Origin of the sequence: Pseudomonas boreofloridensis, assembly GCF_030580795.1 — a bacterium.
In the GTDB taxonomy this organism is placed as follows: domain Bacteria; phylum Pseudomonadota; class Gammaproteobacteria; order Pseudomonadales; family Pseudomonadaceae; genus Aquipseudomonas; species Aquipseudomonas boreofloridensis.
This window is the reverse complement of sequence record NZ_JAUQOQ010000038.1, coordinates 1-6,328: the sequence shown is the minus strand read 5'-3', so window position 1 is coordinate 6,328 and position 6,328 is coordinate 1. Positions and strand designations below refer to the sequence as shown.

The 6,328-nt window shown below is 58.6% G+C and carries 1 protein-coding gene; it reads right to left on the bottom strand.

Going from position 1 to position 6,328, the window contains the following annotated elements:
- Positions 1-6,328 (bottom strand): immunoglobulin-like domain-containing protein (locus Q6A47_RS22790; protein ID WP_369811594.1); only part of this gene is annotated, 6,328 nt, incomplete at both ends.

Genomic DNA, 6,328 nt, shown 5'->3' with positions numbered 1-6,328 from the left:
CGTCGGTAACGGTGGTGGTCACGGAGTTGCTGCCCAGCGTCAGTTTCTCGAAGTTGTCGCCGCCAGAGACGGCGGTGATTTTGTTGACGATTGGCGCCTGACCACCGACGTAGACGTCGTCTTTCGCAGTGATGGTCGCGGTGCCGGTGGCGCTACCTGCAGCAATGTTGACCTTGGTGCCGTCGCTCAGGGTGAAGACCAGGCCTTGGTGACCTGTGACCGACAGGCCTTGAGCGTTGCTCAGGGTGACGGTGTAGGTGACTTGGCCGCCTTCAGCCACGGTCGTCTTGTCGGCAGTCAGCGTGGCAACGACTTCGCTGATGGTGTCGCTGATTTGTACGGTGGCAGGTGCACCCAGCTCCAGATTTTCGAAGGTCTTGCCTTCGACGGTGGCGCTATTGATACCGACGGTGAGTGAACCGGCATCCTTGAAGACGTCTTCGCCTTGAGCTGGAGCCTTGTACTCGACCTGAGTTTGGCCGGCAGCGATGGTGACCTTGTCGCCGTTGCTCAGAGTGACAGTCAAAGGACGGTCCAGCGGCTGATTCACTTTGACGGTGAAGCTTGGCTGCTGGGCCTCGTTCACATCACCATTGCTGACGATAGTGACCGAGACTTTGTCGCCTTGGTTACCCGAACCTGGTGTGCCCGAACCTGGCTCGTCGGTGACTGTGGTGGTCACGGAGTTGCTGCCGAGGGTCAGCTTCTCGAAGTTGTCGCCGCCAGTGACGGATTCGATCTTGTTGACGATCGGAGCCTGGCCGCCGACGTAGACGTCGTCTTTGGCAGTGATAACGGCGGTGCCAGTCGAGCTGCCAGCGGCCACGTTGACTTTGGTGCCGTCGCTCAGGGTGAACACCAGACCCTGGTGACCAGTCACCGACAGACCTTGGGCGTTGCTCAAGGTGACGGTGTAGGTGACTTGGCCGCCTTCAGCGACAGTGGATTTGTCTGCGGTGAGGGTCGCAACCACTTCGCTGATGGTGTCGGCGATCTGAACAGTTGCCGAACCACCCAGCTCGAGGTTCTCGAAGGTTTTGCCTGCAACGCTGGCGTCGGTGATGCCAACAGTCAGCGAACCGGCATCTTTGAAGACGTCATCGCCTTGAGCCGGAGCCTTGTACTCGACCTGAGTTTGACCGGCAGCGATGGTGACCTTGTCGCCGTTGCTCAGGGTGACAGTCAGCGGACGATCCAGCGGCTGATTCACTTTGACGGTGAAGCTTGGCTGCTGGGCCTCGTTCACATCACCATTGCTGACGATAGTGACCGAGACTTTGTCGCCTTGGTTACCCGAACCTGGCGTGCCTGACCCTGGCTCGTCGGTGACCGTGGTGGTTACGGAGTTGCTGCCGAGGGTCAGTTTCTCGAAGTTGTCGCCGCCGGTGACGGATTCGATCTTGTTGACGATCGGAGCCTGGCCGCCGACGTAGACGTCGTCTTTGGCAGTGATAACGGCGGTGCCAGTCGAGCTGCCAGCGGCCACGTTGACTTTGGTGCCGTCGCTCAACGTGAAGACCAGACCCTGGTGACCAGTCACCGACAGCCCTTGGGCGTTGCTCAAGGTGACGGTGTAGGTAACGGTGCCGCCTTCAGCCACGGTCGTCTTGTCAGCAGTCAGTGTGGCAACGACTTCGCTGATGGTGTCGCTGATTTGCACGGTCGCAGGTGCACCCAGCTCCAGGTTTTCGAAGATTTTGCCTTCGACGGTGGCGCTGTTGACGCCGACGGTGAGCGAGCCGGCATCCTTGAAGACGTCTTCGCCTTGAGCGGGGGCCTTGTATTCCACTTGAGTCTGACCGGCCGCGATGGTGACTTTGTCGCCGTTGCTCAGAGTGACAGTCAAAGGACGGTCCAGCGGCTGATTCACTTTGACGGTGAAGCTTGGCTGCTGAGCCTCGTTCACGTCGCCATTGCTGACGATAGTGACCGAGACTTTGTCGCCTTGGTTACCCGAACCTGGAGTACCCGAACCTGGCTCGTCGGTGACGGTGGTGGTCACGGAGTTGCTGCCGAGGGTCAGCTTCTCGAAGTTGTCGCCGCCAGTGACGGACTCGATCTTGTTGACGATCGGCGCTTGGCCGCCGACGTAGACGTCGTCTTTGGCAGTGATAACGGCGGTGCCAGTCGAGCTGCCAGCGGCCACGTTGACTTTGGTGCCGTCGCTCAGGGTGAAGACCAGTCCCTGGTGACCCGTTACCGACAGACCTTGGGCGTTGCTCAAGGTGACGGTGTAGGTGACTTGGCCGCCTTCGGCCACGGTCGTCTTGTCAGCAGTCAGTGTGGCAACGACTTCGCTGATGGTGTCGCTGATTTGCACGGTCGCAGGTGCACCCAGCTCCAGGTTTTCGAAGGTTTTGCCTTCGACGGTGGCGCTGTTGATACCGACGGTGAGTGAACCGGCATCCTTGAAGACGTCTTCGCCTTGAGCTGGAGCCTTGTACTCGACCTGGGTTTGACCGGCCGCGATGGTCACCTTGTCGCCGTTGCTCAGGGTGACAGTCAGAGGACGATCCAGCGCCTGATTCACTTTGACGGTGAAGCTTGGTTGTTGTGCTTCGTTCACATCGCCATTGCTGACGATGGTGACGGAGACCTTGTCGCCTTGGTTCCCCGAACCTGGCGTGCCCGAACCTGGCTCGTCGGTGACTGTGGTGGTCACGGAGTTGCTGCCGAGGGTCAGCTTCTCGAAGTTGTCGCCGCCAGTGACGGATTCGATCTTGTTGACGATCGGCGCTTGGCCGCCAACGTAGACGTCGTCTTTGGCAGTGATAACGGCGGTGCCAGTCGAGCTGCCAGCGGCCACGTTGACTTTGGTGCCGTCGCTCAGGGTGAAGACCAGTCCCTGGTGACCAGTCACCGACAGACCTTGGGCGTTGCTCAAGGTGACGGTGTAAGTGACTTGGCCGCCTTCAGCGACAGTGGACTTGTCGGCAGTCAGCGTTGCTACCACTTCGCTGATCGTGTCAGCGATTTGTACGGTAGCGCTGCCGCCGAGTTCCAAGTTCTCGAAGGTTTTGCCTGCAACGCTGGCGTCGGTAATACCGACAGTGAGCGAGCCGGCATCCTTGAAGACGTCTTCGCCTTGAGCCGGGGCCTTGTATTCAACTTCGGTCTGGCCTGCAGCGATGGTGACTTTATCGCCATTGCTCAGGGTCACAGTCAGCGGACGATCCAGTGGCTGATTCACCTTCACGGTGAACGACGGTTGTTGAGCCTCATTCACGTCGCCATTGCTAACGATAGTGACGGCAACCTTGTCGCCTTCGTTACCAGCACCTGGAGTACCAGTGCCTGGTTCATCAGTAACTTCAGTCCTAACTTCGCCCTGACCCAGCGTCAGTTTTTCGAAGTTATCGCCGCCAGTGACGGACTCGATCTTGTTGACGATCGGCGCTTGCCCGCCGACATAGACGTCGTCGTTGGCAGTGATGGTCGCGGTGCCGGTGGCGCTGCCAGCAGGCACAGTAACTTTAGTACCGTCGCTCAGGGTGAAGGTGAGGCCCTGGTGACCAGTGACCGACAGGCCTTGAGCGTTGCTCAGGGTGACGGTGTAGGTGACTTGACTGCCTTCAGCAACGGTGGACTTGTCGGCAGTGAGGGTCGCAACCACTTCACTGATGGTGTCAGCAATCTGAACAGTTGCCGAACCACCCAGCTCAAGGTTCTCGAAGGTTTTGCCAGCAACACTGGCATCGGTGATGCCGACGGTGAGCGAACCCGCGTCTTTGAAGACATCCTCGCCCTGAGCCGGAGCCTTGTATTCAACTTCGGTCTGGCCTGCAGCGATGGTGACTTTATCGCCATTGCTCAGGGTGACAGTCAGCGGACGATCCAGTGGCTGATTCACCTTCACGGTGAACGACGGCTGCTGAGCTTCATTCACATCGCCATTGCTAACGATAGTGACGGCAACCTTGTCGCCTTCGTTACCAGCACCTGGAGTACCAGTGCCTGGTTCATCAGTAACTTCAGTCCTAACTTCGCCCTGACCCAGCGTCAGTTTTTCGAAGTTATCGCCGCCAGTGACGGACTCGATCTTGTTGACGATCGGCGCTTGCCCGCCGACATAGACGTTGTCTTTCGCGGTGATGGTCGCAGTGCCGGTGGCGCTGCCAGCGGCCACATTGACTTTGGTGCCGTCCGAGAGAGTGAAGACCAGGCCCTGGTGGCCAGTAACCGACAGCCCTTGGGCGTTGCTCAGTGTGACGGTGTAGGTGACTTGGCCGCCCTCAGCCACAGTGGACTTGTCGGCAGTCAGCGTTGCTACCACTTCGCTGATGGTGTCGGCGATCTGGACAGTTGCCGAACCACCCAGCTCGAGGTTCTCAAAGGTCTTGCCAGCGACGCTGGCATCGGTGATGCCAACAGTCAGCGAGCCGGCGTCTTTGAAGACGTCTTCGCCTTGAGCCGGAGCCTTGTACTCAACCTCGGTCTGACCTGCAGCGATGGTGACTTTGTCGCCGTTGCTCAGGGTGACAGTCAGCGGACGATCCAGTGGCTGATTCACTTTAACGGTGAACGACGGCTGCTGAGCCTCGTTCACATCGCCATTGCTAACGATAGTGACGGCAACCTTGTCACCCTCGTTGCCAGCACCTGGACTACCAGTGCCAGGTTCATCGGTGACAGTAGTGGTGATCGAATTGTCGCCGAGGGTCAACTTCTCGAAGTTATCCGCACCGGTGACCGATTCCAGTTTGTTAACGATGGATGGCTGGCCACCCACGTACACATCATCTGGAGCTTGGATGGTCGCAGTGCCGGTTGCGCTGCCAGCGGCCACGTTGACTTTGGTGCCGTCCGAGAGGGTGAAGACCAGGCCTTGGTGATCTGTGACCGAAAGACCTTGAGCATTGCTTAGGGTGACGGTGTAGGTAACGGTGCCGCCTTCGGCCACGGTCGATTTGTCGGCGGTCAGTGTGGCAACGACTTCGCTGATGGTATCGGCGATTTGTACGGTAGCGCTGCCGCCGAGTTCCAGGTTCTCGAAGGTTTTGCCAGCAACGCTTGCATCGGTAATGCCGACGGTGAGCGAACCTGCGTCTTTGAAGACGTCCTCGCCCTGAGCCGGAGCCTTGTACTCAACCTCGGTCTGGCCTGCAGCGATGGTGACTTTGTCGCCGTTGCTCAGGGTGACGGTGAGCGGACGATCAAGCACTTGGCTGACTTTCACGGTGAAGCTCGGCTGCTGAGCTTCATTCACATCGCCATTGCTAACGATGGTGACGGAAACCTTATCACCTTCGTTGCCAGCACCTGGAGTGCCAGTGCCTGGCTCATCGGTAACTTCAGTCCTAACTTCGCCCTGACCCAGCGTCAGTTTTTCGAAGTTATCGCCGCCAGTGACGGACTCGATCTTGTTGACGATCGGCGCTTGGCCGCCGACGTACACGTCGTCTTTCGCGGTGATGGTCGCGCTACCGGTGGCGCTGCCAGCGGCGACGTTAACTTTGGTTCCATCGCTCAGTGTGAACACCAGACCCTGGTGACCAGTCACCGACAGACCCTGAGCATTGCTCAGGGTAACGGTGTAAGTGACTTGGCCGCCTTCAGCCACAGTGGACTTGTCGGCAGTGAGGGTCGCAACCACTTCGCTGATGGTGTCAGCAATCTGAACAGTTGCCGAACCACCCAGCTCAAGATTCTCGAAGGTCTTGCCAGCAACACTGGCGTCGGTAATACCGACAGTCAGCGAGCCGGCATCTTTGAAGACGTCTTCGCCTTGAGCCGGAGCCTTGTACTCAACTTCGGTCTGGCCCGCAGCGATGGTGACTTTGTCGCCGTTGCTCAGGGTGACGGTGAGTGGACGATCCAGCGGCTGATTCACTTTAACGGTGAACGACGGCTGTTGAGCCTCGTTCACATCGCCATTGCTAACGATAGTGACGGCAACCTTGTCACCCTCGTTGCCAGCACCTGGACTACCAGTGCCAGGTTCATCGGTGACAGTAGTGGTGATCGAATTGTCGCCGAGGGTCAACTTCTCGAAGTTATCCGCACCGGTGACCGATTCCAGTTTGTTAACGATGGATGGCTGGCCACCCACGTACACATCATCTGGAGCTTGGATGGTCGCAGTGCCGGTTGCGCTGCCAGCGGCCACGTTGACTTTGGTGCCGTCCGAGAGGGTGAAGACCAGGCCTTGGTGATCTGTGACCGAAAGACCTTGAGCATTGCTTAGGGTGACGGTGTAGGTAACGGTGCCGCCTTCGGCCACGGTCGATTTGTCGGCGGTCAGTGTGGCAACGACTTCGCTGATGGTATCGGCGATTTGTACGGTAGCGCTGCCGCCGAGTTCCAGGTTCTCGAAGGTTTTGCCAGCAAC